Origin of the sequence: Burkholderia vietnamiensis LMG 10929 (assembly GCF_000959445.1) — a bacterium.
In the GTDB taxonomy this organism is placed as follows: domain Bacteria; phylum Pseudomonadota; class Gammaproteobacteria; order Burkholderiales; family Burkholderiaceae; genus Burkholderia; species Burkholderia vietnamiensis.
Genome location: NZ_CP009631.1, coordinates 44,451 through 69,838, shown reverse-complemented (window position 1 = coordinate 69,838; position 25,388 = coordinate 44,451). Strand labels below are relative to the sequence as shown.

The window sequence follows — 25,388 nt, the reverse complement described above, 5'->3', positions numbered from 1 at the left end:
CGGGTCGCCCGTGGCGGGCCCGCGGCGCGCGGTGCCAGGCGTCAGCCGCGATGGACCGTCAGACCGGCCGGCGCTTGCGCGACCGGCATCATCTCGATCGTATTGATGTTGACGTGCGCGGGGCGCGTCGCGATCCAGTAGATGGTGTCGGCAATATCCTCGGCTGTGAGCGGCTGGACGTTTTGATAGACGTTCGCTGCTTTCGCGTCGTCGCCGCGGTAGCGCACGTTCGAGAACTCCGTGCCGCCGCAGAGGCCGGGCTCGATGTCGGTGACGCGCAGCGGCGTGCCGACGAGGTCGGCGCGCAGATTCAGGCTGAATTGTCTGACGAAAGCCTTGGTTGCGCCGTATACGTTTCCGCCGGGATACGGGTAGGTGCCGGCGACCGAACCGAGGTTGAAGATGTGGCCGCGGCCGCGCGCGATCATCCCGGGCAGCAGCGTGTGCGTGACCGTCACGAGACCGGTGCAGTTCGTGTCGATCATCGTGTGCCATTCGTCGAGGCTGGCGTTCTGGGCCGGCTCGACACCGAGCGCGAGGCCGGCGTTGTTGACCAGCACGTCGAGCGCCGCGAATTCGGCGGGAAGGGCGGCCGGCACCGCTTCGACGGCGGCGCGGTCGCGCACGTCGAGTTCGAACGGCAGCAGCGCGTCGCCCAGTTCCGCGGCGAGCGCATCGAGGCGATCCTTGCGGCGCGCGGTGGCGACGACGCGGTGGCCGCCCTTGACGAAGGCACGGGAGATGGCTGCGCCGAAGCCGGCGGACGCGCCTGTGACGAACACGATCATTGCTGCTGCTCCTGGTCGATGACGAAGTGGCCAATAGTATCGCGCAAGCCTACTGAGATTGCCGCACCGCGGCAAGGCGCGGAAGCGCGCGGGCCCGGCGCGCGGAATCCGGCCCTCATTGATTCGGCGGGGGAGGCGCGGTTGCCTATTCATGACGCATCCAATAAACTAACGCGCTCATCACCCCTGCGTGACTGGCGATAGAACCCTTCGGGTTCAAGGTGGAGCATCCCACCGTGAAGCGCGGGGCGCCGTTTTTGCCGTTCGCCTGGGCAGCCGTTGTGCGCCGTCGCGTGCATCGCCGGTGGCTGTCCTGTCTCGCGTCATACGGATTCTTCCGCCACGTCGAGCTGGTTCCACCAGCAACGCAATGTACTCGGCCGCACCGGTCAACCTGTACACACTTAACGGAAACCGTATGTTTGACAGAGCCCAAAGCACCATCGCGAACGTCGATCCCGAGATCTTTGCTGCGATCGAGCAGGAAAACCGCCGCCAGGAAGACCACATCGAGCTGATCGCCTCGGAAAACTACACGAGCCCGGCCGTGATGGCCGCGCAGGGCTCGCAGCTCACGAACAAGTACGCGGAAGGTTATCCGGGCAAGCGCTACTACGGCGGCTGCGAGTACGTCGACGTGGTCGAGCAGCTGGCGATCGATCGCGTGAAGCAGCTGTTCGGCGCGGAAGCGGCGAACGTGCAGCCGAACTCGGGCTCGCAGGCGAACCAGGGCGTGTTCTTCGCGATGCTCAAGCCGGGCGACACGATCATGGGGATGAGCCTCGCGCACGGCGGGCACCTGACGCACGGCTCGCCGGTGAACATGTCGGGCAAGTGGTTCAACGTGGTGAGCTACGGGCTGAACGAAAACGAAGACATCGATTACGACGCGGCGGAAAAGCTCGCGCAGGAGCACAAGCCGAAGCTGATCGTCGCGGGCGCCTCGGCGTTCGCGCTGAAGATCGACTTCGCGCGTATGGCGCAGATCGCGAAGTCGGTCGGCGCGTACCTGATGGTGGACATGGCGCACTACGCTGGGCTGATCGCGGCGGGCGTGTATCCGAACCCGGTGCCGCACGCTGACTTCGTGACGACGACCACGCACAAGAGCCTGCGCGGCCCGCGCGGCGGCGTGATCCTGATGAAGGCGGAGTACGAGAAGCAGATCAACTCGGCGATCTTCCCGGGCATCCAGGGCGGCCCGCTGATGCACGTGATCGCGGCGAAGGCGGTGGCGTTCAAGGAAGCGCTGTCGCCGGAGTTCAAGGCGTATCAGCAAAAGGTGGTGGAGAACGCGCGGGTGCTGGCCGAGACGCTGGTGAAGCGCGGGCTGCGGATCGTGTCGGGCCGCACGGAAAGCCACGTGATGCTGGTGGACCTGCGAGCGAAGCACATCACGGGCAAGGCGGCGGAAGCGGCGCTGGGTGCGGCGCACATCACGGTGAACAAGAACGCGATTCCGAACGATCCGGAAAAGCCGTTCGTGACGAGCGGCGTGCGGCTGGGCTCGCCGGCGATGACGACGCGCGGCTTCGGGCCGGCGGAAGCGGAGCAGGTGGGCAACCTGATCGCGGACGTGCTGGAGAACCCGGAAGATGCGGCGACGCTCGAGCGCGTGCGCGCGCAAGTGGCCGAGCTGACCAAGCGTTTCCCGGTCTATCGCTGATCCGGCATGCGCTGCCCGTTCTGCCGGCATGAAGACACGCAGGTCGTCGACTCGCGCGTGTCCGAAGATGGCGCCGCGATTCGCCGGCGCCGTCGCTGCTCGGCTTGCGACAAGCGCTTCACGACGTACGAGCGGGTCGAGCTGAACCTGCCGGCCGTCGTGAAGAAGGACGGCAGCCGCACGGAATTCGACCGTCGCAAGATCGTCGCCAGCATGCAACTCGCGCTGCGCAAGCGGCCGGTTGCAGCCGATGCGATCGACGCGGCGGTCGCCCGTATCGAATATCAGCTGCTCGCCACGGGCGAGCGGGAAGTGCGTAGCGAGAAGCTCGGCGAACTCGTGATGAACGAGTTGCGCGGCCTCGATACGATCGCCTATGTCCGTTTCGCATCGGTTTACCGCCGGTTCGAGGACGTTTCCGAATTTGCCGACGTGATCGAAGAGTTCCGTCGCGCGTCCCCCTCCAAGCCTCCGCGTAAGCGCTGACGCGCCGCGTTCGTTCATCGTCTTCTCCGCAGGCCCGATTGGGCCGAGTGATCCAGTTCGTCCCGATTGTGTCGGTCTCGGCCGCATGTCGCCAGTTGGCCGTTTGGCCAATGGCGCGGGTTCGCTCGCGTCGCTACAGTCGTTGCATCACGTTGACGGAGGGCAATGGCGATGGGACTGCACCGAAAGATTGTCGGCGCGCACCTGCGGCGCTGCGACGGATTCACGCTCGTCGAGCTGATGGTCGCAATCGCGCTGGCGGCCGCGACGGCGCTCTACGCCGCTCCGGCATTCGATCAGTGGCGCATGCGCGAACGCGTCGATGCGCGCTCGCGCACACTGCTCGGTGCGGTGTCGTTCGCCCGCACCGAGGCGGCTCGGCTCGGCGTGCGCGTCACGCTGTGCCGCGCCGGGCCCGCCGGCGATTGCGTGCGCGCCGACGAACCATGCGATCCGGCCGCATGGTCGTGCGGCTGGATCGTCAGCGGGCAGTTCGACGGGCAGTCGCGGGTGTTGAGGCGTTATCCGCGCGATCCCGACATTGCCGTGACGGGCGCCACGCACGATCTGGCGTTCGCGCCGCCGGCCGGACAGGTGATCGGCGGGATCCGGCGCTTCGAATTGCGTGCGCAGCGCGAGCGGCCTGGCGACGAGGCGCGCACGTCGCGTTGTATCCGGATTTCGGCGGGCGGTCGCGCGCGCATCGTGGCCGGCCGGTGTGACGCGGCATGAAGTGCTCGCGCCGACGAACGCACGGCACGTCGCTGCTCGAAGCGGTGCTGGCCGTTGCGCTGCTCGCGGCCGTGATGCTGACGGTGGTCGGCAGCCAGTTCGCGATGACCCGCATGCAGCGGGCGACGATCTGGCGCGAACGTGCGCTCTGGCTGGCCGACGCACGCATCGAGCGCCGTCATGCGGCACCAGGCGATGACGGCGGCCTCGCGGCGCTTGCGGCGGCATCGTTGCCCGACGGCGCAATGATGCTCGACCGTGGGGCGGCCGGTGTCAGCTATGCGATCGTCGGCTGGCGCGACGCCGACACTGCGCAGTCGGCCTCGGCGTCCGCGCGGTGCGATGCGGCGCGGACGATGACGAAGCCGCCGTCGTGTGTGCGCATTCCGTTTCGGGAGTTCGACGCCGATGAACGCTGATCGCCGCAGCCGCGCACATACGCTGCTGGAAGTCCTGATTGCGATGGTCGTCGGTCTGCTCGTGCTCGCGGCCGCCGGCGCGCTTTACCACGCAAAGCGTGTCGCGCACGGGCGGGCCGAGGACGCGTTCGCGATGCGCGATGCGGCCACGACGGCCCTGATGCTGATCGGACAGCAGATTCAGATGGCCGGATTTCGTTCGCTCGACGACGACGACGCGTTGCCGCTGCCGCCGTTGTTCGGTTGCTCCGCGGCGCGGGTGCGCGGCGATGGCGCACAGGTGCGCTGCGAAGCTGCCCGCGACGCATCCGATGCCGTGCTGGTCCGTTATGTCGGCGACGGTGTGTCGACCTGGCCAACCATTGGCGACCAGGTATCCGACTGTCTCGGGCAGGGTATCGGTGCCCCCGGCGAGCGGCCGCTGGTGGAAAACCACTTCGATGCGCATGTCAGCCCGTCGACCGGTGAGCCCGAGCTGTACTGCGAAGGCAGCGGTCGCCCCGGCACGCCGCAGCCGGTGGTGTCCGGCATCGACCAGTTGCGTGTGCGCTATTTGCGTCGCGGAACCGTGCGATTCGCCGACGCGGCGGCGATCGGCGCTGACGGGTGGCGCGACATCGTCGCGGTACATCTGTGTGTGCGGGCGCGCGGTGAACCGATGCGCGCGCCGACGCGTCATGTCGATTGCGATGGTCGCGTAGCCGTATCCGACGATGGCCGCGCGCGCCTCACGCTGCATCGCATCGTCGCGTTGCGGAATTCATCGATCGCGTTGGCCGATCGTGTCGTGGGCGGTGTGCGTGACGGTGAGGCATTCCGATGATCCGCGCGACCCGGTCCGTCCGACGTTGTGCGACGCGGATCGCGACAGCCGATGCGTCGGCGCGCCGTGCTGCGGGCCGGCGCGGCGCAGGTGACGGCCCCGCGTTGCCGAACCGCGCGACATTACGCGTTGCGCCCGCACGTCGGCCTCGGCTTCGGCGTCGGCTTCGCAATGCCGGCCTTGCGCTGCCTGCCGTGATGGCCGTTGCCGCGGCGGTCGTGGCGCTGGCAGGCACATGGTTCGAGTCGGCGTTGACGGAATCGCGTCGCACGCGCGCGTTGTCCGATCGGATGATCGCGTTTCATGCCGCCGATGCGGCGTTGGCCGCATGCATCGTGCGTTTGCGCGGCGGCGCAGCGCCATACCTCGACGAACCGGCATCGCATGGTGAACCACGCGCGTGGCGGCGGACGCCCGCGCTGCGCGTCGCCGACGCGTTCGAGCCGTTTGCATCGTGGCCGCTGGCGGCGCAGCCGCCGCGTTGTCTGATCGAAGCGTGGCGAGGTGCCGGTCCGGCCGGCAGCCGCGCGTACCTCGTCACCGCTCGCGGCGTCGGCGGCGATGCCTCGAGCGTGGTCTGGCTGCAGAGCCAGCTCGCGTTGCGCGACGGGCGCATCGTGGCGCAGCGCTGGCGTCGTGTCGTGACGGTGCAATGATGCGAGCCGCTGCTGCGATGCGCCGGCTGGCGGCCTTCACGTTGATCGAATTGATGATCGTGCTCGCAATCGTCGCTGCGTTGGCGAGCTGGGGTGTCCCGTCATATCGCGCGCACGTCGCGCGCATGCATCGCACCGCTGCGGTAAGTGCGCTGTACCGGGCCGCCCAGTATCTCGAAACGCTCGATGGCCCGCCGTCGCAGACGTTGCCGGATGCGTACACACAGGCACCACCGGACGGGCAGCCGGTCTATCGGCTTACGCTGCGGCGACCGGCCGACGGCGATGCGCCGGTGGCATACGAACTCGTTGCCAGCCCGCTCGACGCCGGGCCGATGCGTGACGACCCATGCGGTGCATTCACGCTGCGTTCGGACGGGACGAAGGGCAATGCAATGGCGGATACCGGCCAGATGGACGAACCGTCTCGCGTGTGCTGGGGCGTGCATTGAGCCCGCGCGTGACGCGCGCGGCTCAACCGCATCGCGCGCGCCCCGTGGAGCGTCAGTCGTTGCTCGCGGTGCTGTCGCGCTCGTCGCGCGATTGCTTCCAGATCTGGTAGATCTCCCATGCGGCGAAGCCCAGCGTTCCCCACTTCAGCGCCGGCCCGCCGGTTGCACGCAACAGCGAGCGAACGGGTTTCGCGAGCACGAGCGACGCAAGCGAGCTCAGCATCGGATACTGGTTCACGATCTGGCCGATGCTCGCGTTCAGGCTTTTCGCGGATTGACCGAATTTCGAGGTCGACAGGCCGGGGATGAACACCTTCAGCCAGCTGAAGCGCGTGACGGCGTGACGCATGTCGGCGGCGGCTTCGGCGAGCTCGAGCCGCTCGACTTCGGATCGCAGGATCAGCAACTCCTTGCGGAGTGCGCGATGCTGCGACGCGCTCCAGTTCGAGCGCGACGAATGGTGACTGGGCGAATGGCCCGTGACGTTCTGGCTCATGGCGCGTCGGCGAAATGGGTGGAACGGGTGAACGCGACGGCGTTCACGGCTTGCCGCGGAACATCTCGCGGTCCTTTTCGAGCTCGGCGAGCGTCGCCTCGAACACGGTCGGCGCGTTGCGCAGGCCCGCGCGCGCCTTCAGCACGCACACGATGCCGGCGACCGCGTACAACGCGGTGACCACCGCGAGCGACTGCCAGCGATAGGTGTCCCAGAACGCGATCGCGATCAGGACGGTCAGACTGATGAGCGCCATCGTCGCGAGCATCATCGCGGCGAGGCCGAGAAACAGCACGCCCATCAGGCGTTCCTTCTCCTCGGCCAGTTCGATGCCAACGAGTTCGAGACGCGTTTGCAGTAGGCCGATCGCGGAACCGACGAGGCGGCGCAGCGGCCCTGGGCCGGATGGCTGCGGGTGGGTGTCTGTCGTCATGGATGAGGCGCTTGCACGCGCAGTGAGCAGCAAGGTCAAGCCAGGCCGGCGGCGAGCCGCCGGCCTGCCGCGACTCCCGCGTGCCGCAGCGAGCGGCGCGCGGGGCGAAACGGCGCAGCGCGCGTTACTTGCGGTTGATCAGCAGGCCGATCAGCACGCCGACGCCGGCAGCGACGCCGATCGACGTCCACGGATGCTCGTGCACGTAGTCGTCGGTTGCGCGCGCGGCCTTCTTGCCTTTCTCGACCACCACGACCTGGACGTCGGTTGCCTTTTCCTTGGCCTGCTTCAGGCGCGACATGGCCTTTTCGCGCAGCTCGGTAGCCCGGTCGCCCGTGCTGCTCGCAGCCTGCTTCAGCAGGTCCTCGGCGTCCGCCAGAACGGTTTTGATATCCGACATCAGTTTCTCCTTGTTGATTTCCGACATTGCAACTCCCTTCATGCTGTCATGCTGCAGGTTCACATCGTAGCGAAACGCCTGCCTGCTGGCGAGCCGGGAAGACGCACGGCGACATTGCAAGACCGCATGGTAAACGAAACGTAAACAAAAACAGAGCCGCCGACGGCGTGAAAAGTGCCTTTCGCCGCTGTCCACCGCGCTCTGCGCCTGGGCAAAAATGACAAAAAAGTATGAATATCAAACGTAATAATCGTTCGCATGGCCCATTGCTTCCCGTAAGCTGAGTGACTATCCCGCGCCGACAGCGCGCGGTTTCAACCAGCATCGTTCGAGGAGGGAACATCATGGGTCTGCGTCTTGGTGACATCGCACCGGATTTCGAGCAGGAATCGAGCCTGGGCACGATCAAGTTTCATGAGTGGCTTGGCAACAGCTGGGGCATCCTGTTCTCCCATCCGGCCGACTACACGCCGGTATGCACGACGGAGCTCGGGCTCACCGCGAAGCTGAAGGGCGAATTCGACAAACGCAACGTGAAGGTGATCGCGCTGTCGGTCGATGGCGTCGAATCGCACAAGGGCTGGATCAACGACATCAACGAAACGCAGTCGACGGTCGTCGGCTTCCCGATCATCGCCGACGCCGATCGCAAGGTCTCGCAGCTGTACGACATGATCCACCCGAACGCGAACGAAACGCTGACGGTGCGCTCGCTGTTCGTGATCGATCCGAACAAGAAGGTGCGTCTCATCATCACCTATCCGGCCAGCACCGGCCGCAATTTCGACGAAGTGCTGCGCGTGATCGATTCGCTGCAACTGACCGATAATTACAAAGTCGCGACGCCGGGGAACTGGAAGGACGGCGACGACGTCGTGATCGTACCGTCGCTGCAGGATCCCGATGAGTTGAAGAAGCGCTTCCCGAAGGGCTTCAACGCGGTGCGTCCGTATCTGCGTCTGACGCCGCAGCCGAACAAGTAAGCAGCGGCTGCGCGCGATCGCCGCGCGCCCATGAAAACGGCCCGCCCGGCAGCGATGCCGGGCGGGCCGTGTCGTTTCAGCGCACGACGCAGCGCGACCGGCGCCGCGTCGCCTGCGCAAACGGTCAGAAGAATGCCTGGATGCCCGTCTGTGCGCGGCCGAGGATCAGCGCATGGATGTCGTGCGTTCCTTCGTACGTATTGACCACTTCGAGGTTCACGAGGTGGCGCGCGACGCCGAATTCGTCCGAGATGCCGTTGCCGCCCAGCATGTCGCGCGCGAGCCGCGCGATGTCGAGCGCCTTGCCGCACGAGTTGCGCTTCATGATCGACGTGATCTCGACGGCCGCCGTGCCTTCGTCCTTCATCCGGCCCAGCCGCAGCACGCCTTGCAGGCCGAGCGTGATTTCGGTCTGCATGTCGGCGAGCTTTTTCTGGATCAGCTGGTTCGCGGCGAGCGGCCGGCCGAACTGCTTGCGGTCGAGCACGTACTGGCGCGCGGTGTGCCAGCACGATTCGGCCGCGCCCAGCGCGCCCCACGCGATCCCGTAGCGGGCCGAGTTCAGGCACGTGAACGGGCCGCGCAGGCCGCTCACGTTCGGCATCAGGTTTTCGTCGGGCACGAACACCTCGTCGAGCACGATCTCGCCGGTGATCGACGCGCGCAGCCCGACCTTGCCGTGGATGGCCGGCGCCGACAGCCCCTTCCAGCCCTTCTCGAGGATGAAGCCGCGGATCGCGTCCGCGCCGTTTTCTTCGAGCTTCGCCCACACGACGAACACGTCGGCGATCGGCGAGTTGGTGATCCACATCTTCGAGCCGGACAGCGAATAGCCGCCCGGCACTTTCTTCGCGCGCGTGACCATGCTGCCCGGGTCCGAGCCGTGGTTCGGTTCGGTCAGCCCGAAGCAGCCGATCCATTCGCCGGTCGCGAGCTTCGGCAGATATTTCTGCTTCTGCGCGTCCGAGCCGAATTCGAAGATCGGCACCATCACGAGCGACGACTGCACGGACATCATCGACCGGTAGCCGGAGTCGACGCGCTCGACTTCGCGCGCGATCAGGCCGTAGCTGACGTAGTTGAGGCCGGGGCCGCCGTATTCGTCAGGGATCGTCGGGCCGAGCAGGCCCAGTTCGCCCATTTCGCGGAATATCGCCGCGTCGGTGCGCTCGTGGCGGAACGCCTCCGTGACGCGCGGCGCGAGCTTGTCCTGCGCGTACGCGCGCGCGGCATCGCGCACCATCCGCTCCTCTTCGGTCAGTTGCTGGTCGAGCAACAGCGGATCGTCCCAATGAAAAGTTGCAACGCTCATCGTGTCATCTCCTGTCGGTCGTCGGCGGCGCTTCGCTACCTGTTCCGATATCTATGGTCTGCTTGACTTGCGTTCCGCTGTGCGGAACAATGTTTTGCAAAACGAACCCAGTGTAGCACCAGATGACACTTTCAACCATCGACGAAACCGCGATCGACGAACGCAAGTTCGTCGTTGCGCTTGCGCGCGGGCTCGACCTGCTGCGCGCGTTCCGGCCCGGCGAAACGATGCTCGGCAATCGCGATTTCGCGGAGCGCACCGGGCTGCCGAAGGCGACCGTGAACCGGCTCGCTTACACGCTGACCGTGCTCGGCTACCTGCGCTACGACGAGACGCTCGGGAAATACGCGCTGGATGCCGCGGTGCTGTCGCTCGGCTACGCGCTGCTGTCCGGGTCGGGGACGCTCGATCTTGCGCGGCCGCACATGCAGGCGCTCGCGCGCGAGATCGGCGCGGCCGTGTCGCTCGGCTGCCGCGACGGGCTCGATATGATTTATCTGGAGACGATCCGCAGCGAAACGGCGCTGACGCTCGGGCTCGCTCCCGGCTCGCGCCTGTCGATGCTGACGAGTTCGATGGGGCGTGCGTATCTGGCCGTGCAGCCGGAGGACGTGCGCCGCGCGCTCTATGCCGACCTGCATCGTGCGGCGGGCGGCGGCGCCGACGCCGATGCGCTCGTCGCGGCCGCGCAGCAGGCGGTAGCCGAATTCTCGACGGGCGGCTGCTGTTATTCGTTCCGCGCGTGGCACACGGACGTGAACGCGGCCGCCGTGCCGTTTCGCGAGCCGCGCGACGGACGCTGGCTGATCCTCAGCTGCAGCGGGCCGGCATCGTCGATGGACGAACAGGCGTTCCGTACCGACGTCGGGCCGAAACTGAAGGCGCTCGCGCAGCGGCTCGGCCAGACGGTCTGAAATGGGTGGCGCTTGGGGCGCGTCGCCGGCGTTGCCGCGGGCGCAGCCGCGGATGCCGTGCCTGTTGCAACGCGCGGGCGCCACGCTCATCATCGTTCCCTGACTTTCCGACGATGACGAGGTTCGCGATGTCTGTCCCCGAGACGATGGAAGGCGGTTGCGCATGCGGAGCGATCCGTTACCGGATCGCCGGCATTCCGACCGACGCGGGCTTTTGCCATTGCCGGCTCTGTCAGCGCACGACCGGTGCGGCGGTCGTGGCAGCGGCATCGGTGCCGATCGGCGCGTTCGAGTATCTGCAGGGCGAGCCGACGGTCTATGCGTCGAGCGCGTGGGGTGAGCGGCGCTTTTGCGGCCGTTGCGGCGCGCAGCTCGAATATCGGCTGCGCGACGCGCCGACCACCGTCGAAATCAACTACGCGACGCTCGACGAGCCGGCGCGGCTGCGTCCGGTGTGGCACGTGTGGTATGCGGATCGTTTTCCGGGGATCGACTGTGCCGAGGATCTGCCGAAATACGACGACGACGGACCGCAGTAGGCGTCGAGGTGGCGGCGACGAGCGCGCCAGCACGCGTGTTCGATCGGGTTGCGCGAACGCGGCGAGAGTCGGCCGGCGCGGCACGTGGATCGTTGCTCAGGCAACTACCGAAATACGACGACGGCGGTCGGACTAGGCGTAGGGGTGACGGCGACGAGCGCGCCAGCACGCGTGTTCGATCAGGCGGCGTGAACGCGGCAAGAGTCGGCCGTCGCGACACGTGGATCGTTGCGCAGGCAACTGGTGCGTCGACGATCTGCCGAAATACGGCGACGGCGGACCGGGATGGGCGTCGCGATGCCGGCGACGAGTGCGTCAGCGAGCCAGCACGCGCGTTCGACTCGGCTGCATGAGCGCGGCGCGAGCTGGCCGACATGGCGCGTGCGGTGCGCGGATCGTTTCTCGGAAATCGACTGTGCCGACGATCTGCCGAAATACGACGACGGCGGGCCGGATTAGGCGTCGACCCAGCGCACTCGCACCGACTGCATAAGCACGGCGCGATGCCGCAAGCCGCTAGCCCTGCATCGACCGACCGCCTGCCGCCCGCCGTTTGACGACGGACGCATACGACGCGGCACGACGGCAGCACGTCCCACCCGCCCCAAGACCCCCAGCCCCCAGCACAGCGCTGACCGCACCCACACGCGCAGCGCCCCTCAGGCCGTCACGACCTTCGCGAACACCGGCCCCTGCATGAAGCGCACGTCGTGCTGACGCAGCAGCTCGCACTGCGTCTCGTCGACCACGCCATCGAATATCAGCGGAATCCGCACGCGCTGCGCATACGCGACCAGCGCCTTCACCATCCCGTCGCGCAGCGCGATGCCCGCATCCATCTTGATGTAATCGGGCCGCGCCATCTCCGATTCGACCGCGAGGATCCGGCCCGGGTCGGGCAGCTTGTCCGCGACCTTGAAACCGTGATGCTGATAACTGCGCGTCAGGTAGCCGAGGAAGGTCTTGTGCGCGACCGCGGCCGCCGGCAACTCGATCACGATCCGCTCGGCCGGCAGGCCGAACCGCTGCAGCACCGACGAGAAATGCTTGCCGTGATCGTACTTCACGCTCTTGAGCAGCCGTTCGTGCACGCGCAGGAACAGCAGCCCGTGGCGCTGCGCACCGAAGAAGTTGATCGCGTGCAGCGCCCGCGACAGCCGGTCGATCGCGACGAGCGTCTGGTCGTCGACGGCCGAGTCGACCGGGTCGTGCGCGGCGCCGCTGACCAGCGTGACGGCCTGGAAGCCGAGCTCGTCGCCGTAGCGCTCGATGGCATCCGCGAACGACGTCGACTGCGGCGCGCCGGGCATCGTCACGTCGTAGATCGGCTCGTAGGCGCTCGCGAGCGTGCGCTCCGGCAGATTCGCGCACGCGGTGCCGCCTTCGGCAAGCGCGAGGTGTTCCCGCAGATAAGGCAGTTGCCCGGCACGGGCGACCAGCTCGGGAATGTTGGGCGGGATCATCGGCGTAGGAAGAAAACGGCGGCCGAAAGGGCCGCCTCGTATCTCGATATTAGCAGCGCCCGTCGGGCTCGGCTCGGCGTTTCTCTCATATGGTTATCCCGTTGCCGAACCCATCGCTAGGGTTAACGTTGATTTCACTATACGTAATTGGTTTTACTATTCGTAAATCCAAAGATTTGTTGCCGATCAAGAAAAGCGGCGTTCGGGCGCCGGCAGCGGCGTCGTTTCCCGAACCGAATCAACCAGGAAGCAAGGAGCGAGACGTGGCGGTGGACAGCAGGCGGATGGAGCAGGGCAGGCCGCGCGAGCGGTTGAAGGCGGGCACGAAGGCGGCCATGAACGGCGGCACAAGCGCGGCGGCGCCGCGCGTGCCGGCGCACGTGCGGCGCGGCTGAGGAGCGGATGGCGACCATGAGCATCGATTACCAGACGCTGAAGTTCGATTACCGGCCGCGCGCGGCGCGGGCCGCGCAGGCCGATGCGGCCGTTCACCCGGTGATCGTGGTGGGCGCGGGCCCGGTGGGCCTGGCCGCCGCGATCGATCTGGCGCAGCGCGGCGTGCCGGTCGTGCTGCTCGACGACGACGACACGCTGTCCACCGGCTCGCGCGCGATCTGCTTCGCGAAGCGCACGCTCGAGATCTTCGACCGGCTCGGCTGCGGCGAGCGCTTCGTGGACAAGGGCGTGAGCTGGCACGTCGGCAAGGTGTTCCTGCAGGACGAGCAGCTTTACGCGTTCGACCTGCTGCCCGAGCAGGGCCACGCACGCCCGGCGTTCGTCAACCTGCAGCAGTACTACGTCGAAGGCTATCTGGCCGAGCGCGCGTTCGAACTGCCGAACCTCGAGATCCGCTGGAAGCACAAGGTGACGGGCGTCGCGCAGTCGGCCGAGCACGCGGCGCTGACCGTCGAGACGCCGGAAGGCATCGAGACGCTGCGCGCGCAGTACGTGATCGCGGCCGACGGCTCGCGCAGCCCGCTGCGCGCGGCGATGGGGCTCGAAAGCCGCGGCCGCACGTTCAAGGACCGCTTCCTGATCGCCGACGTGAAGATGAAGGCGGAATTCCCGACCGAGCGCTGGTTCTGGTTCGATCCGCCGTTCCACCGTAACCAGTCGGTGCTGCTGCACCGTCAGCCGGACAACGTGTGGCGCATCGATTTCCAGCTCGGCTGGGACGCCGACCCGGTCGCCGAGAAGCAGCCGGAGCGCGTGATCCCGCGCGTGCGCGCGCTGCTCGGGCCGGACGCCGAATTCGAGCTCGAATGGGTCAGCGTCTATACGTTCCGCTGCCAGCGGATGGATACGTTCCGTCACGGCCGCGTGCTGTTCGCGGGCGACGCGGCGCACGGCGTGTCGCCGTTCGGCGCGCGCGGCGCGAACAGCGGCGTGCAGGACGCCGACAATCTCGCGTGGAAGCTGCAGCTCGTGCTCGACGGCCGCGCGCCCGAGCGCCTGCTCGACACGTATGCGAGCGAGCGCGAGTTCGCCGCGGACGAGAACATCCGCAACTCGACGCGCTCGACCGACTTCATCACGCCGAAGAGCGCGGTGTCGCGCGTGTTCCGCGACGCGACGCTGAAGCTCGCGCGCGACTGCGAATTCGCGCGCCGGCTCGTGAACAGCGGCCGTTTGTCGGTGCCGGCCGTGCTGACCGATTCGCCGCTGAATACGCCCGATCGCGCCGGCGACGCGTTCGCGTGCGCGATGCGTCCCGGCGCGGTCGCGGCCGACGCGCCGGTGCGCGCGCAGCAGGCGTCCGGCTGGCTGCTGCGTCATCTCGGCGACGGCTTCGCGGGCGTGCTGTTCGGCCTGCCCGGCGATGCGGGCGCGCTCGCGCAGGCGCTCGACGGTCTCGCGCTGCCGGTGCGGCCCGTGCTGATCGTGCCGGCCGGCCATGCGCAGGCGGTGCCCGGCGTCGCCGTCCTCGAAGACGTCGACGGTCTCGCCGCGCAGCGCTACGACGCGCAGCCCGGCACGTTCTACCTGCTGCGCCCGGACCAGCACGTGTGCGCCCGCATGCGCACGCTCGACCGGCACGCGATCGCCGACGCACTCGCCCGTGCGAGCGGCGCATGCTGAACCCGCCTCGAACACGACAACGACACCGGAGACACCCGACATGCCCCCCCTCGACACCCGCCCGCGCCTGGCCGACCCGGACGCGTTCTACGAAGCGCTGATCGACATGCATCGCGATTTGTCGGACGCCGACAGCCAGCTCGTCAACGCGAAGCTGATCCTGCTGCTCGCGAACCAGATCGGCGACGCTGACGTGCTGCGCGAAGCGATGGCGCTCGCGCGCCAGGGCGTGAATCCGCCCGTGCACCCGAACGCCGAGGTCGCGCAATGAGCGCGGCGCCGGCCAACGCGCGCGTGCTCGAAGTCGAGCGCGTGATCGACGACACCCATCGTCCGGGCTTTCACTGGATGCTGCTGGTGCTGTGCGGCCTGTGCCTGGTGGTCGACGGCTTCGACGCGCAGGCGATGGGCTACGTCGCGCCGAGCGTGATCGCGGAGTGGCATGTGCCGAAGCAGGCGCTCGGGCCGGTGTTCAGCGCGAGCCTGTTCGGCATGCTGCTCGGCGCGCTTGGGCTGTCGGTGCTGGCCGACCGCATCGGCCGGCGGCCGGTGCTGATCGGCTCGACGCTGTTCTTCGCGGTGACGATGCTCGCGACCCCGTTCGCGAGCTCGATCCCGGTGCTGATCGCGCTGCGCTTCGTCACGGGCCTGGGCCTCGGCTGCATCATGCCGAACGCGATGGCGCTGGTCGGCGAGTTCAGCCCGGCTGCGCACCGCGTGAAGCGGATGATGATCGTGTCGTGCGGCTTCACGCTGGGCGCCGCGCTGGGCGGCTTCATCAGCGCGGCGCTGATTCCGGCGCTCGGCTGGCGCGCGGTGTTCTTCGTCGGCGGCGCGGTGCCGCTCGTGCTGGCGATCGCGATGCTCGCGCGGCTGCCCGAGTCGCTGCAGTTTCTGGTCCTGAAAGGACGCGTCGCGCAGGCCCGCGACTGGCTCGCGCGGTTCGCGCCGCACGCCGGCATCGATGCCGACACGCGGCTCGTCGTGCGCGAGCGTGCGGCGAGCGGCGCACCGGTCGCCGAACTGTTCCGCGCCGGCCGCCTGCCGGTCACGCTGCTGCTGTGGGCGATCAGCTTCATGAACCTGATCGACCTGTACTTCCTGTCGAACTGGCTGCCGACCGTGATGCGCGACGCCGGCTATACGCCCGGCACGGCGGTGATCGTCGGCACGGTGCTGCAGACGGGCGGCGTGATCGGCACGCTGTCGCTCGGCTGGTTCATCGAGCGCTACGGCTTCGTGCGCGTGCTGTTCGCGTGCTTCGCGTGCGCGGCCGTGTCGGTGGGGCTGATCGGCTCGGTCGCGCATGCGCTGCCGTGGCTGCTGGTCGTCGTGTTCGCGGGCGGCTTCTGCGTGGTCGGCGGGCAGCCGGCCGTCAATGCGCTGGCCGGCCAGTATTACCCGACGTCGCTGCGCTCGACCGGCATCGGCTGGAGCCTCGGCATCGGCCGGATCGGCTCGGTGCTCGGGCCGCTCGTCGGCGGCCAGTTGATTGCGCTGAACTGGAGCAACGGCGCGCTGTTCCATGCGGCCGCGCTGCCCGTGCTGTGCTCGGCGCTGTTCGTGCTCGGGCTGGCCGGCGTCGCGCGGCGCGGCGGCGCGCACGCGGCGAATGCCGCGATGAATTGATGGAGAAAGGAAACGATGACGCTTGACCTGTCGAAACCGGCGACCGCCGGCTACCTGAGCGGTTTCGGGAACGAATTCGCGACCGAGGCGCTGCCCGGCGCACTGCCGCACGGCCGCAACTCGCCGCAGCGCGCGCCGTACGGGCTGTATGCGGAGCAGCTGTCGGGCACCGCGTTTACCGCGCCGCGCGGCCACAACCGCCGCGCGTGGCTGTACCGGATCCGGCCGGCCGCCGTGCACCGGCCGTTCGAGCCGTTCACGGGGCGGCAGCGGCTCGTCGCGGAGTTCGGCGACTCGGCCGACGTGCCGCCGACGCCGCCGAACCAGCTGCGCTGGGACCCGCTGCCGATGCCGGTCGAGCCGACCGATTTCGTCGAAGGGCTCGTGACGATGGCCGGCAACGGCTCGGCGGCCGCGATGAACGGTTGCGCGATCCACCTGTATGCGGCGAACCGCTCGATGCAGGACCGCTTCTTCTACAGCGCCGACGGCGAATTGCTGATCGTGCCGCAGCAGGGGCGGCTCTTCATCGCGACGGAGTTCGGCCGGCTCGACGTCGAGCCGGCCGAGATCGCGGTGATTCCGCGCGGCGTGCGCTTCGCGGTCGCGCTGCCCGACGGCGACGCGCGCGGCTACATCTGCGAGAACTTCGGCGCGCTGCTGCGCCTGCCCGACCTCGGCCCGATCGGATCGAACGGGCTCGCCAATCCGCGCGATTTCCTGACGCCGCAGGCCGCGTACGAAGACCGCGAAGGCGCGTTCGAGCTGATCGCGAAGCTGAACGGGCGCCTGTGGCGCGCGGACATCGGCCACTCGCCGTTCGACGTCGTCGCATGGCACGGTAACTACGCGCCGTACAAGTACGACCTGCGGCTGTTCAACACGATCGGCTCGATCAGCTACGACCATCCCGATCCGTCGATCTTCCTCGTGCTGCAGTCGCAGAGCGATTCGCCGGGCGTCGACGCGATCGATTTCGTGATCTTCCCGCCGCGCTGGCTCGCGGCCGAAGATACGTTCCGCCCGCCGTGGTTCCATCGCAACGTCGCGAGCGAGTTCATGGGCCTCGTGCACGGCGCGTACGACGCGAAGGCCGAAGGCTTCGTGCCGGGCGGCGCGAGCCTGCACAACTGCATGTCCGGTCACGGGCCGGACGCCGATACGTTCGAGAAGGCGTCGGCGATCGACACGACTCGCCCGCACAAGGTCGACGCGACGATGGCGTTCATGTTCGAAACCCGCACGCTGATCCGGCCGACCCGCTACGCGCTCGACACCGCGCAGCTGCAGGCCGACTACTTCGAATGCTGGCAACGCATCGAGAAACACTTCAACCCGGAGCAACGATGAGCGACACCCGAGACTGGCGTGCGACGCTCGACCCGGCTCGCAAGAGCTGGGTCGACACGGCGAACGATCCCGCCTGCGATTTCCCGATCCAGAACCTGCCGTTCGGCATCTTCAGCGACGCGGCGCAGCCGGCGCGCCGCGCGGGCGTGGCGCTCGGCGACCGGATCGTCGACCTCGCCGCGCTCGCGCGTGCGGGCCTCGTGACGGTGCCGGCCGGCGCCGACGTGTTCGCCGAGCCGACGCTCAACGCGTTCATCGCGCTCGGCCGCGATGCGTGGCGCAGCGTGCGCATTCAGCTGTCCGAGCTGTTCGCGCGCGACGCTGCGCGGCTCCGCGACGACGCGGCGTTGCGTGCGCGCGTGCTCGTCGCGCAGCGCGACGCGACGCTGCATCTGCCGGTCGACATTCCCGGCTACACCGATTTCTATTCGTCGAAGGAGCACGCGACCAACGTCGGCTCGATGTTCCGCGATCCGAAGAATGCGCTGCTGCCGAACTGGTCGGAGATGCCGATCGGCTACAACGGCCGCGCGTCATCGGTGGTCGTGAGCGGCACGCCGGTGCGGCGGCCGAACGGGCAGCTGAAGCTGCCCGAGCAGGAGCGTCCGGTGTTCGGCGCGTGCCGCAAGCTCGACATCGAACTCGAGACGGGCTTCATCGTCGGGCGGGGCAATGCGCTCGGCGAGCCGATCGCCTGCGAGGATGCCGAAGCGCACATCTTCGGGATGGTGCTGTTGAACGACTGGAGCGCGCGCGACATCCAGCAGTGGGAATACGTGCCGCTCGGCCCGTTCAACGCGAAGACCTTCGCGACGACGATCTCGCCGTGGATCGTCACGCTTGACGCGCTCGAACCGTTCCGCGTCGCGCAGCCCGAGCAGGCGCCGCAGCCGCTGCCGTATCTGCGGCACGCGGGCAAGCATGCGTTCGACATCGCGCTCGAAGTCACGCTGCGGGCGGACGGCGCCGCCGAGCCGACGTCGATCTGCCGCACCAACTTCCGGCACATGTACTGGACGATGGCGCAGCAACTCGCGCATCACACGGTCGCGGGCTGCAATACGCGCGTGGGGGACCTGATGGGTTCGGGCACGATCAGCGGGCCGACGCGCGACTCGTTCGGCAGCCTGCTCGAGCTGACGTGGAACGGCAAGGAGCCGCTCGTGCTGAAGGGCGGCGGCAGCCGCACGTTCATCGAGGACGGCGACGAGCTGACGCTCGCGGGCTGGTGCGAGGGCGATGGCTATCGCGTCGGCTTCGGGACGTGTACGGGGAAGATCCTGCCGGCGCGTAGCGCGTAGCGGATTGCCGCGCGACGGGTCGCGCGCAGTCCGGAACGGCATGGCGGCCCGCTTGATGCGGGCCGGTTTCGTTTTCGTTTTCGTTGACGGAGGCGGGAGGGGTGGGGCGCTGAGTATGTGTCGCTGGCCACGGGTCACGGATCGCAGGTCGCGGATTGCGGGCCAAGGGCCAAGGGCCACGCGCCACGAGTCACGGATCACGGATCACGGATCGCCGGTCACGAACCGCGAACCGTGCGCGTTCGACGTCGCGCCCGCGGCGCCGCGTGTGAACATCGAGGCCGTCCGCCGGCCGCCGCGTCAGATCGCGCGCCGCAACGCCGCGCGTCGTTCCCACAACGCGGCCGCGACGAACGCCGCGACGCAGCCGACCAGCACGCCGATCAGCGCATTGCTGCCGAGTTGTTCCATCAACGCGCCGGCGACGAGCGGCCCGCCGAAGCTCGCGGCGCTCCACGATGCCGAGACGAGCGAGCTCGCGGTGACGAGCGCCGCGCCGCGGAAGCGCTCGCCGCATGCGACCAGCGACAGCGTGTAGATGCTGCCGGCCGCCGCGCCGAGCACGAACAGCAACGGCCAGCACAGCCACGGGTTCGCGATCACCAACGGCAGCAGCGGCAGGCCGGCGAGCACGATGCAGCCGGCGCCGAGATGCACGCGCTCGCGACCGAGCTTGTCGGCGAGCCAGCCGATCGGGAACTGCATCGCGGTGTCGCCGCACAGCATGATCGACGCGAGCAGCACCGCGGTCGCGCTCGCGACGCCGTGGTCCATCGCGTAGAGCGGCAGCAGCGACAGCGCGAGCGTGTCGAACAGCGCGAAGAAACCGGTGCCGATGATCAGCGCGGGCATGCGCGGCAGCACCGCGAGCCAGCTGTCGTGGGCGGCCTGGCGCGCGTCGTCGCCGGCCAGCGGCGCGCGCCGGATCGTCGCGAGCGTCGGCAATGCAAGCAGGAACAGCGCGCCGCACAGCGCGAAGCGGATGCCGGTGGCGCCCGCGATCTGGCTGACCAGCACGGGCCCGGCCATCTGGAACAGCGTGAAATTGGTCGCATAGATCGCGACCACGCGGCCGCGCGTCGAATCGTCGGCGAGCTGGTTGACCCACGCTTCGCCGATCGTGAACAGCAGCATTAGCGCCGCGCCGCACAATACGCGCAACACGCCCCATACGATCAGGTTCGACGTGAACTGCATCAGCGCGGTGGCCGCGGCGAGCAGCACGACCGACACGACGATCGCGCGGCGTGCGCCCAGGCGCCGCGCCAGCGCGGTGACGAACGGGACGATCGCGAGGCCGCCGAGCGCCTGCGCGGCGGTCAGCATGCCGACCACGTTGGTGCCGTGGCCAGCTTCGGTCAATGCGAGGGCGGTGAGCGGCAGCGTCGCGCCGGTGCCGAGCCCGACCACCGCGACGCTCAGGATCAGCGCGACGAAATCGCGGGAGAGAACGTTTTTCATCGGGCCGGATGCTACACCGCGGACCTTGAAAGGTCCATGAAGGCCGTCATGCGCGCATGGTTGCGCGCGAAACGCAATGCGGCGGCGCCGTGCGGGCGCCGCGTCGCGCGTCATGGCGTCACACGTACCCGGCGGGCGCGCGGGCCGGACGGCGTTCGAGCGACGCCGACCACAGCGTGAGCGCGAGCGCCGCGACCGCCATCGCGACGCCGACCCACGGCAGGCTCACGAGCGGCACGCCGGCGCCGATCGCCGCGCCGCCGAGCCATGCGCCGGTCGCGTTGCCGAGGTTGAACGCGCCCTGATTGAGCGTCGACGCGAGGTTCGGCGCATCGCTCGCGCGGTCGACGATCAGGATCTGCAGCGGGGGCACGATCGCGAACGCGAGCACGCCCCATACGAAGATCGTCGCCAGCGCCGCGAACGGCACGTGCATCGTGCCGGCAAACAGCGCGAGCACCATGCCGATCAGCGCGAGCGTCGCGATCAGCGACGGCATCCGGCGCCAGTCCGCGAGCCGGCCGCCGAGCGTGCCGCCGACGGTCAGGCCGAGCCCGAACAGCAGCAGCACGTAGGTGACCTGGTGTGGCGAGAAGCGCGTCACGTCCTCGAGGATCGGCGTGATGTACGTGAACACGCTGAACAGGCTCGCGGACGCCAACACGCTGATGCCGAGCACCATCAGCACCTGCGGGTGCCGCAGCACGCCGAACTCGCGCGTGATGCTGGTGTCGGGCATCGCGAGATGCTTCGGCAGGCACACGGCGAGCGCGGCCGCCGCCGCGATGCCGATGCCGGTGACGGCCCAGAACGTCGCGCGCCAGCCGTAGGCCTGACCGAGCGCGGTGCCGAGCGGCACGCCGAGCACGTTCGCGAGCGTGAGGCCGGTGAACATCAGCGCGATCGCCTGCGCGCGCCGGTTCGGCGCGACGAGGCTGCTCGCGACCACCGAGCCGATCCCGAAGAACGCGCCGTGACAGAACGCGGTGACCACGCGCGCGGCCATCAACACCGCATAGCCGGGCGCGAGCGCGCACAGCAGGTTGCCGGTGATGAACAGTCCGATCAGGCCCATCAGCGCGCGCTTGCGCGGCATCTTCGCGGTGACGACCGCGAGGATCGGCGCGCCGATCGTCACGCCGAGCGCGTAGCCCGACACGAGCATCCCGGCAGCCGGGATCGACACGCCGAGGTCGCGCGCGACGTTCGGCAGCAGCCCCATGATCACGAATTCGGTGGTACCGATTCCAAATGCGGCGACGGCGAGGGCGAAAAGGGGCAAGGGCATCGCGATGGGTCAGGGAAAGAGCCGCGGCCGGGATTCGGCGCGGGATGCGCACGACGGCGGGGCGGGGACGTCAGCCGCGATTCTACGTGAGAGAAAACCCGGACGCTCGGGGCCGGAACGTATTGTTTCGCGGGCCATGCTGGGGCGGCCGACGTCACGCTACGGTAGGGATTTCGATGGGCGCGATTGCGGCGGCGCCGGAAGACGTCGCACTTCCGCAATGCCCGACGCCGCCGCGCTCGGTGCCCACGCCGGTAGGGCGATCATTGCTCGCGCGACATGTCCGGCGGAGCTGACGCACCGCCACGGTGGCGGGACTTCGACGGGTGCGATCGCAGCGGCGCAGCCCGATGTAGCGATGTAGCGATGCCCGGCGCCGCCGCGCTCGGCGCCCACGCCGGAGCGGTGGTCATTGCCCGCGCAGCATGTCCGGCGGCGCGTCGGCGGCGTGCTCCAGCGTTGCCGCGCCGTCGCGGGTCGGCGTCGATTCGGCGCTGGGGTTCGCCTGCGCCGGTGCGTCCCAAGTGTTTTCGAACAGGCACGCTTCGATCGGCATCCGTGCGGCCCAGCGTTGCTGCTCGAGCATCGGCTGCGCGTAGAACGCGTCGACGTGCCCGATGCACAGCACCGCGATCGGCTGCGCGCCGGCCGGCATGCCGAGGAGCGTGCGCAGCGCGTCGACGTCGAACAGCGACACCCAGCCCATGCCCAGCCCCTCCGCACGGGCGGCGAGCCACATGTTCTGGATCGCGCAGGCGGCGGACGCGAGATCCATCTCCGGCAGCGTGCGGCGGCCGAACACGTGGCGCTCGCGATCGTCGGTGAGCGCGACGACCAGCAATTCGCCGCATTCGCGCACGCCTTCGACTTTCAGCCGCATGAACTCGTCCTGGCGCTCGCCGAGCGCGTCGGCGGTCGCGCGGCGCTCGGCCTCGACCAGCCCGTGAATCGCGGTGCGCAGCGCGGCGTCGGTGATGCGGATGAAGCGCCACGGCTGCATGAATCCGACGCTCGGCGCGTGATGGGCCGCGCGCAGCAGTCGCGCGAGCGTGGCCGGATCGACCGGCGCCGACGTGAAGTGACGCATGTCGCGCCGTTCGAAAATGGCCCGGTAGACCGCGGCGATGGCGGAGTCGTCGAAACGCATGGGGGAGCGGAAGCAAAGGGAAGTCGGCGCAACGATAGCAGAGCGCGGGCGCCGCGCGTTACATCAGGCGAATGAATGGGTCGGCGCGATGCCGGTGCGGTGGGTGTGGAGCGGAGGCACGCGGAACGCCGCAAGCCGAAAGCCAACCCCGCGCTTCAGCGCCCGCCAGTGACGACGTTGGTCGGCGCGCCCGCGCGCCATGCGTCGATGTTCAGCAGCGTCGTATGTGCGATCTCGGCGAGCGCCTCGCGCGTGAAGAACGCCTGATGCGACGTGACGATCACGTTCGGGAAGGTCAGCAGCCGCGCGAGCACGTCGTCCTGCAGCGGCAGGTCCGAGTGATCCTCGAAGAACAGGCCGCTTTCCTCCTCGTACACGTCGAGCCCGAGATGACCGAGCTGGCCGCTCTTGAGCGCCTCGACCAGCGCCTGCGCATCGACCAGCCCGCCGCGCCCGGTATTGATCAGCATCGCGCCGTGCTTCATGCGCGCGAGCGTCTGCGCGTTGATCAGATGATGCGTCGACGGCAGCAGCGGGCAATGCAGGCTCACGATGTCCGATTGATGCAGCAGCTCGTCGAGTTCGACGTAGCGCGCGCCGAACGCGATCAGCTCGTCGTCGTGAGGCGGCAGCGAATGCGCGAGCACGCGCATCCCGAAGCCCATCATGATCTTGGCGAACACGCTGCCGATCAGCCCCGTGCCGACCACGCCGACGGTCTTGCCGTGCAGGTCGAAGCCGAGCAGCCCGTTCAGCGAGAAGTCGCCCTCGCGCGTGCGCGCAACGGCGCGCGGCAGCCGGCGGTTGAGCGCGAGGATCAGCGCGACCGCGTGCTCGGCGACCGCGTGCGGCGAATATGCGGGCACGCGCACGACCGCGATGCCGAGCCGCTCGGCAGCCGCGAGGTCGACGTGGTTGAAGCCGGCCGAGCGCAGCGCGATCAGGCGCGTGCCGCCGTCGGCGAGCCGCTGCAGCACCGCCGCATCGACGGTGTCGTTGACGAACGGACAGACGACGTCGTAACCGTGCGCGAGGATCGCGGTCTCCGCATCGAGGTGCGACGGCTGAAAGTGCAGCCGATAGCCGAACTGGCGGTTTGCGGCGGTAAACGACTCTTCGTCGTACTGCCGGCTGCTGAACAGGATCACACGCACGCTGCACCTCCGATGGCTGACGCGTGCAGTTTACTGCAGGCCAGCCGGCCGCCCAGCGACGAGATCGGCGCGCTCGGGGGTGCGCAGGAAGCCGTATTCGGAGCGCTCCTGCGCCGCCTGCTGCCCGAAATGCTCGAGCGCATGTTCGACGAAGCTGCGCGTGCGGGCCGGCACGTACTGGCGATTTGGATAGACGAGCGACAGCTGCGCATCCGGATCGTCGATCCGATAGCCGGGCAGCAGCCGCATCAGCGTGCCGGCGGCGAGCGCATCGGCGACGCACGACTCGGGCAGCACCGCGATGCCCGAGCCGGCGAGGGCCGCCGCGTGCACGAGCGCGAGCTGGTTGACGGTGCACGCCGGGCGCACCGTGACCGAATGCGCGGCGCCGTCGTGGCCGACCAGCCGCCACGCGGGCGCATGCTGATGCGGCGCGAGCGCGACCCAGTCGTGACCGGGCAGGTCGTCGGGCGCGCGCGGCTCGCCGCGCCGTTCCAGATACGCGGGCGCCGCGCACGCGACGAACGGGTTCGGCGCGAGGGTGTGACCGATCAGCGTCGGATTGCCGTCGAGCCGGTCGCCGGTGACGATGCCGACGTCGTAGCCCGAATCGAGCACGTCGAGCGGCCCGTCGGCGACGGTCAGCTGCACGCGCAGTTCGGGATAGCGGTGCCGGAAACCGCTGACGAGCGGCGTCAGCGTGAGCGGCGACAGCAGACCCGACGCGACGACGCGCAGCGTGCCGGCCGGCTCGCGCACCGCGTGCGCGACGGACGCCTCGAGATGATCGAACTCCTCGAGCAGCGCACGGCAGCCGTCGAGGTAGCGCAGCCCGGCTTCGGTCAACGACAGGTTGCGCGTGGTGCGGTGGATCAACCGCGTGTTCAGATGGGACTCGAGCATCGCGATCGAACGCGTGACGAGTGCATTGGACACGCCTAGATGGTGCGCCGCGCGCCGGAAACTCTGCTGCTCGGCAACGCAGACGAACACTCGCATGGTCTGAATCTGGTTCATGTCTCGCGTATTTCTGGCCCGGTGGATTGATTTTGCTTGGAATTTTTCGTCGCTCGACCGGGATTGCCGGTGTGTGTCGTCCGATTTTCGTTCGTATCGAAAAAGCGGCTCTCGATTCCGCAGACGATTGTTCATTACGAAGGCGATATCCGTCAACCTGAGAAAATGGGCGGGTTGCGGAAAATCGAAATCGCGGCTATCGGATTTACGCGGCGGTCTCGTTGGTTTCCCGGCAGTATTGAAACCGGTAGTTCGGTATCTGAATGTTGCTCAGTAAAATCAACGCGTTATGGGTTTTGTTCGATGCTTCGCAGCGGTAATTTTCGAACTCTGTCACTAATAGATGCCGCGATAATCGATGTTTTTCCGGCGTATCGGCATTTGGTGGATCCATTCGGTC

27 protein-coding genes and 1 riboswitch are annotated in these 25,388 nt (G+C 68.3%); of the genes, 16 read left to right on the top strand and 11 right to left on the bottom strand.

All coding sequences use genetic code 11. The annotated features are described in order from the left end of the window. Positions 1-41 precede the first annotated feature (41 nt). Positions 42-788: an SDR family oxidoreductase gene (locus AK36_RS10295; protein ID WP_011883400.1), complete on the bottom strand. Its 747-nt coding sequence runs from the start codon at positions 786-788 to the stop codon at positions 42-44. A 180-nt stretch (positions 789-968) separates the two neighbouring features. Then, a riboswitch (ZMP/ZTP riboswitch) is annotated at positions 969-1,069 on the top strand. 137 nt (positions 1,070-1,206) lie between these two features. Here AK36_RS10295 and glyA point away from each other — a divergent pair. The 7 genes from glyA (at position 1,207) to AK36_RS10260 (ending at position 6,022) form a co-directional block, all read left to right on the top strand. Next, positions 1,207-2,454 carry a serine hydroxymethyltransferase gene (gene glyA, locus AK36_RS10290; protein WP_014722503.1) on the top strand — a complete coding sequence of 416 codons (1,248 nt, stop codon included), beginning with the start codon at positions 1,207-1,209 and terminating at the stop codon, positions 2,452-2,454. Between the two features lie 6 nt (positions 2,455-2,460). Next, positions 2,461-2,940, top strand: coding sequence for a transcriptional regulator NrdR (nrdR, locus tag AK36_RS10285; protein ID WP_006760615.1), 480 nt, complete (start codon positions 2,461-2,463; stop codon positions 2,938-2,940). 171 nt (positions 2,941-3,111) lie between these two features. Beyond that, positions 3,112-3,672 carry a GspH/FimT family pseudopilin gene (locus tag AK36_RS10280; RefSeq protein WP_011883405.1) on the top strand — a complete coding sequence of 187 codons (561 nt, stop codon included), beginning with the start codon at positions 3,112-3,114 and terminating at the stop codon, positions 3,670-3,672. Then, a complete protein-coding gene (locus tag AK36_RS10275; protein ID WP_045578510.1) occupies positions 3,669-4,091 on the top strand; it encodes a hypothetical protein in 423 nt (140 codons plus the stop codon). The genes AK36_RS10280 and AK36_RS10275 overlap by 4 nt, the downstream gene beginning before the upstream one ends. After that, positions 4,081-4,914 carry a PilW family protein gene (locus AK36_RS10270; RefSeq protein WP_045578509.1) on the top strand — a complete coding sequence of 278 codons (834 nt, stop codon included), beginning with the start codon at positions 4,081-4,083 and terminating at the stop codon, positions 4,912-4,914. Before AK36_RS10275 ends, AK36_RS10270 begins: the two co-directional genes overlap by 11 nt. A 197-nt stretch (positions 4,915-5,111) precedes the next feature. Beyond that, on the top strand, positions 5,112-5,570 hold the full coding sequence (locus tag AK36_RS10265) for a pilus assembly PilX family protein (RefSeq protein WP_011883410.1): 459 nt from the start codon (positions 5,112-5,114) through the stop codon (positions 5,568-5,570). Beyond that, complete coding sequence (locus AK36_RS10260; protein ID WP_045579404.1) at positions 5,570-6,022, top strand: type IV pilin protein; 453 nt, start codon at positions 5,570-5,572, stop codon at positions 6,020-6,022. Before AK36_RS10265 ends, AK36_RS10260 begins: the two co-directional genes overlap by 1 nt. A gap of 52 nt (positions 6,023-6,074) precedes the next feature. On the opposite strand, the gene AK36_RS10255 is transcribed toward AK36_RS10260, so the two are convergent. The 3 genes from AK36_RS10255 to AK36_RS10245 all read right to left on the bottom strand — a co-directional run bounded on the left by AK36_RS10255 (position 6,075) and on the right by AK36_RS10245 (position 7,378). After that, on the bottom strand, positions 6,075-6,518 hold the full coding sequence (locus AK36_RS10255; RefSeq protein WP_011883413.1) for a DUF3318 domain-containing protein: 444 nt from the start codon (positions 6,516-6,518) through the stop codon (positions 6,075-6,077). Between the two features lie 43 nt (positions 6,519-6,561). After that, entirely contained in the window at positions 6,562-6,951 is a 390-nt protein-coding gene (locus AK36_RS10250; protein ID WP_011883414.1) for a phage holin family protein, read from the bottom strand. 124 nt (positions 6,952-7,075) lie between these two features. Continuing rightward, complete coding sequence (locus AK36_RS10245; RefSeq protein WP_011883416.1) at positions 7,076-7,378, bottom strand: ElaB/YgaM/YqjD family protein; 303 nt, start codon at positions 7,376-7,378, stop codon at positions 7,076-7,078. A gap of 317 nt (positions 7,379-7,695) precedes the next feature. Here AK36_RS10245 and AK36_RS10240 point away from each other — a divergent pair, with 317 nt between their 5' ends. Then, positions 7,696-8,334 carry a peroxiredoxin gene (locus AK36_RS10240; RefSeq protein ID WP_014722511.1) on the top strand — a complete coding sequence of 213 codons (639 nt, stop codon included), beginning with the start codon at positions 7,696-7,698 and terminating at the stop codon, positions 8,332-8,334. 124 nt (positions 8,335-8,458) lie between these two features. Here the strand turns inward: AK36_RS10240 and AK36_RS10235 are convergent, their stop codons facing one another. Next, a complete protein-coding gene (locus tag AK36_RS10235; RefSeq protein ID WP_011883419.1) occupies positions 8,459-9,646 on the bottom strand; it encodes an acyl-CoA dehydrogenase in 1,188 nt (395 codons plus the stop codon). A 122-nt stretch (positions 9,647-9,768) separates the two neighbouring features. Here AK36_RS10235 and AK36_RS10230 point away from each other — a divergent pair, with 122 nt between their 5' ends. Continuing rightward, a complete protein-coding gene (locus AK36_RS10230; protein ID WP_011883421.1) occupies positions 9,769-10,560 on the top strand; it encodes an IclR family transcriptional regulator in 792 nt (263 codons plus the stop codon). Between the two features lie 128 nt (positions 10,561-10,688). Next, positions 10,689-11,099, top strand: a complete 411-nt coding sequence (locus AK36_RS10225; protein ID WP_045579403.1) for a GFA family protein — start codon at positions 10,689-10,691, stop codon at positions 11,097-11,099. A 659-nt stretch (positions 11,100-11,758) separates the two neighbouring features. On the opposite strand, the gene AK36_RS10220 is transcribed toward AK36_RS10225, so the two are convergent. Next, a complete protein-coding gene (locus AK36_RS10220; RefSeq protein WP_045578508.1) occupies positions 11,759-12,562 on the bottom strand; it encodes an EAL domain-containing protein in 804 nt (267 codons plus the stop codon). Positions 12,563-12,690: 128 nt separating this feature from the next. Between AK36_RS10220 and AK36_RS33710 the strand changes: the two genes are divergently transcribed. From AK36_RS33710 to fahA, 6 genes are read left to right on the top strand one after another with little or no spacing between them, the layout of a single operon-like run. Then, entirely contained in the window at positions 12,691-12,957 is a 267-nt protein-coding gene (locus AK36_RS33710) for a hypothetical protein (RefSeq protein ID WP_155416633.1), read from the top strand. Positions 12,958-12,964: 7 nt separating this feature from the next. Further along, on the top strand, positions 12,965-14,641 hold the full coding sequence (locus AK36_RS10215) for an FAD-dependent oxidoreductase (RefSeq protein WP_045578507.1): 1,677 nt from the start codon (positions 12,965-12,967) through the stop codon (positions 14,639-14,641). 40 nt (positions 14,642-14,681) lie between these two features. Next, positions 14,682-14,912: a DUF2783 domain-containing protein gene (locus tag AK36_RS10210; RefSeq protein ID WP_011883434.1), complete on the top strand. Its 231-nt coding sequence runs from the start codon at positions 14,682-14,684 to the stop codon at positions 14,910-14,912. Further along, complete coding sequence (locus tag AK36_RS10205) at positions 14,909-16,270, top strand: MFS transporter (RefSeq protein WP_045578506.1); 1,362 nt, start codon at positions 14,909-14,911, stop codon at positions 16,268-16,270. The genes AK36_RS10210 and AK36_RS10205 overlap by 4 nt, the downstream gene beginning before the upstream one ends. Positions 16,271-16,285: 15 nt before the next feature. Then, a complete protein-coding gene (gene hmgA / locus AK36_RS10200; protein WP_011883439.1) occupies positions 16,286-17,620 on the top strand; it encodes a homogentisate 1,2-dioxygenase in 1,335 nt (444 codons plus the stop codon). After that, on the top strand, positions 17,617-18,921 hold the full coding sequence (gene fahA, locus AK36_RS10195) for a fumarylacetoacetase (RefSeq protein WP_045578505.1): 1,305 nt from the start codon (positions 17,617-17,619) through the stop codon (positions 18,919-18,921). The genes hmgA and fahA overlap by 4 nt, the downstream gene beginning before the upstream one ends. Before the next feature lie 300 nt (positions 18,922-19,221). Here fahA and AK36_RS10190 read toward each other — a convergent pair whose 3' ends face one another. The 5 genes from AK36_RS10190 to AK36_RS10170 form a co-directional block, all read right to left on the bottom strand. Further along, positions 19,222-20,382 carry an MFS transporter gene (locus tag AK36_RS10190; protein ID WP_045578504.1) on the bottom strand — a complete coding sequence of 387 codons (1,161 nt, stop codon included), beginning with the start codon at positions 20,380-20,382 and terminating at the stop codon, positions 19,222-19,224. A 118-nt stretch (positions 20,383-20,500) separates the two neighbouring features. After that, positions 20,501-21,670, bottom strand: a complete 1,170-nt coding sequence (locus tag AK36_RS10185) for an MFS transporter (RefSeq protein WP_045578503.1) — start codon at positions 21,668-21,670, stop codon at positions 20,501-20,503. A gap of 409 nt (positions 21,671-22,079) precedes the next feature. Beyond that, positions 22,080-22,817, bottom strand: coding sequence for a 5,6-dimethylbenzimidazole synthase (gene bluB, locus AK36_RS10180; RefSeq protein WP_011883447.1), 738 nt, complete (start codon positions 22,815-22,817; stop codon positions 22,080-22,082). Between the two features lie 155 nt (positions 22,818-22,972). Then, positions 22,973-23,971, bottom strand: a complete 999-nt coding sequence (locus tag AK36_RS10175; protein ID WP_014722522.1) for a 2-hydroxyacid dehydrogenase — start codon at positions 23,969-23,971, stop codon at positions 22,973-22,975. Positions 23,972-24,001: 30 nt separating this feature from the next. After that, complete coding sequence (locus AK36_RS10170) at positions 24,002-24,988, bottom strand: LysR family transcriptional regulator (RefSeq protein WP_045578502.1); 987 nt, start codon at positions 24,986-24,988, stop codon at positions 24,002-24,004. Positions 24,989-25,388 lie beyond the last annotated feature (400 nt).

Bases quoted from the DNA above. Each gene is read 5' to 3' on its own strand.
- AK36_RS10295 (WP_011883400.1), bottom strand. From the start codon at position 788: ATGATCGTGTTCGTCACAGGCGCGTCCGCCGGCTTCGGCGCAGCCATC.
- glyA (WP_014722503.1), top strand. From the start codon at position 1,207: ATGTTTGACAGAGCCCAAAGCACCATCGCGAACGTCGATCCCGAGATC.
- nrdR (WP_006760615.1), top strand. From the start codon at position 2,461: ATGCGCTGCCCGTTCTGCCGGCATGAAGACACGCAGGTCGTCGACTCG.
- AK36_RS10280 (WP_011883405.1), top strand. From the start codon at position 3,112: ATGGGACTGCACCGAAAGATTGTCGGCGCGCACCTGCGGCGCTGCGAC.
- AK36_RS10275 (WP_045578510.1), top strand. From the start codon at position 3,669: ATGAAGTGCTCGCGCCGACGAACGCACGGCACGTCGCTGCTCGAAGCG.
- AK36_RS10270 (WP_045578509.1), top strand. From the start codon at position 4,081: ATGAACGCTGATCGCCGCAGCCGCGCACATACGCTGCTGGAAGTCCTG.
- AK36_RS10265 (WP_011883410.1), top strand. From the start codon at position 5,112: ATGGCCGTTGCCGCGGCGGTCGTGGCGCTGGCAGGCACATGGTTCGAG.
- AK36_RS10260 (WP_045579404.1), top strand. From the start codon at position 5,570: ATGCGAGCCGCTGCTGCGATGCGCCGGCTGGCGGCCTTCACGTTGATC.
- AK36_RS10255 (WP_011883413.1), bottom strand. From the start codon at position 6,518: ATGAGCCAGAACGTCACGGGCCATTCGCCCAGTCACCATTCGTCGCGC.
- AK36_RS10250 (WP_011883414.1), bottom strand. From the start codon at position 6,951: ATGACGACAGACACCCACCCGCAGCCATCCGGCCCAGGGCCGCTGCGC.
- AK36_RS10245 (WP_011883416.1), bottom strand. From the start codon at position 7,378: ATGTCGGAAATCAACAAGGAGAAACTGATGTCGGATATCAAAACCGTT.
- AK36_RS10240 (WP_014722511.1), top strand. From the start codon at position 7,696: ATGGGTCTGCGTCTTGGTGACATCGCACCGGATTTCGAGCAGGAATCG.
- AK36_RS10235 (WP_011883419.1), bottom strand. From the start codon at position 9,646: ATGAGCGTTGCAACTTTTCATTGGGACGATCCGCTGTTGCTCGACCAG.
- AK36_RS10230 (WP_011883421.1), top strand. From the start codon at position 9,769: ATGACACTTTCAACCATCGACGAAACCGCGATCGACGAACGCAAGTTC.
- AK36_RS10225 (WP_045579403.1), top strand. From the start codon at position 10,689: ATGTCTGTCCCCGAGACGATGGAAGGCGGTTGCGCATGCGGAGCGATC.
- AK36_RS10220 (WP_045578508.1), bottom strand. From the start codon at position 12,562: ATGATCCCGCCCAACATTCCCGAGCTGGTCGCCCGTGCCGGGCAACTG.
- AK36_RS10215 (WP_045578507.1), top strand. From the start codon at position 12,965: ATGGCGACCATGAGCATCGATTACCAGACGCTGAAGTTCGATTACCGG.
- AK36_RS10210 (WP_011883434.1), top strand. From the start codon at position 14,682: ATGCCCCCCCTCGACACCCGCCCGCGCCTGGCCGACCCGGACGCGTTC.
- AK36_RS10205 (WP_045578506.1), top strand. From the start codon at position 14,909: ATGAGCGCGGCGCCGGCCAACGCGCGCGTGCTCGAAGTCGAGCGCGTG.
- hmgA (WP_011883439.1), top strand. From the start codon at position 16,286: ATGACGCTTGACCTGTCGAAACCGGCGACCGCCGGCTACCTGAGCGGT.
- fahA (WP_045578505.1), top strand. From the start codon at position 17,617: ATGAGCGACACCCGAGACTGGCGTGCGACGCTCGACCCGGCTCGCAAG.
- AK36_RS10190 (WP_045578504.1), bottom strand. From the start codon at position 20,382: ATGAAAAACGTTCTCTCCCGCGATTTCGTCGCGCTGATCCTGAGCGTC.
- AK36_RS10185 (WP_045578503.1), bottom strand. From the start codon at position 21,670: ATGCCCTTGCCCCTTTTCGCCCTCGCCGTCGCCGCATTTGGAATCGGT.
- bluB (WP_011883447.1), bottom strand. From the start codon at position 22,817: ATGCGTTTCGACGACTCCGCCATCGCCGCGGTCTACCGGGCCATTTTC.
- AK36_RS10170 (WP_045578502.1), bottom strand. From the start codon at position 24,988: ATGAACCAGATTCAGACCATGCGAGTGTTCGTCTGCGTTGCCGAGCAG.